Below are 454 nucleotides of genomic sequence, written 5' to 3' on the forward strand. Positions count from 1 at the left end.
ATATCCAGCCGCGTCCGTGCGGCGATGACCGCAGCCTGGCCGTCCTCCTGGCGATTGTCAACGGTGTTGGCCTGCAGCGTAAGTTGATCACCGTAGAGACGGCCCGGGCCGACATTGTCCACCGCGTCGGCCTCGATGCGCGACTGCGCTCCGTCAATTAGGCCACGGTTAGACAGCTTGCCCCCGGTGGACATCCCCACGCGGTTCCCGTTGATCCGGCCACCGACGGTATTGTCGATCTGCGCGCCGTGTACTTCGAGCTCGCCTGCTTGAAGAACACCGCGGTTGGTCAGTTGTCCCTCCGTGCGAACGACGGCATGGCCGTTGGCAGTCACTTCGTTCTCGTTGTCAAAGTCCTGCTGCAGCGCCAAGTTTAAATCGCCGTCGGACCGCAAACGGCCCGCTCCGCTCAGCCTGCTTGCACCGATATCCAGCCGCGTCCGTGCGGCGATGA

Annotated in this window: 1 protein-coding gene; it reads right to left on the reverse strand. The window is 63.4% G+C overall.

Features of this window, described 5'->3' with window-relative positions; genetic code table 11:
* Positions 1-371 (reverse strand): hypothetical protein (locus tag KPG66_RS16800; protein ID WP_237071587.1); only part of this gene is annotated, 371 nt, incomplete at its 3' end.
* Between the last annotated feature and the right edge of the window lie 83 nt (positions 372-454).

This window comes from Mycetohabitans sp. B2, assembly GCF_021733735.1.
Lineage (GTDB): Bacteria > Pseudomonadota > Gammaproteobacteria > Burkholderiales > Burkholderiaceae > Mycetohabitans > Mycetohabitans rhizoxinica.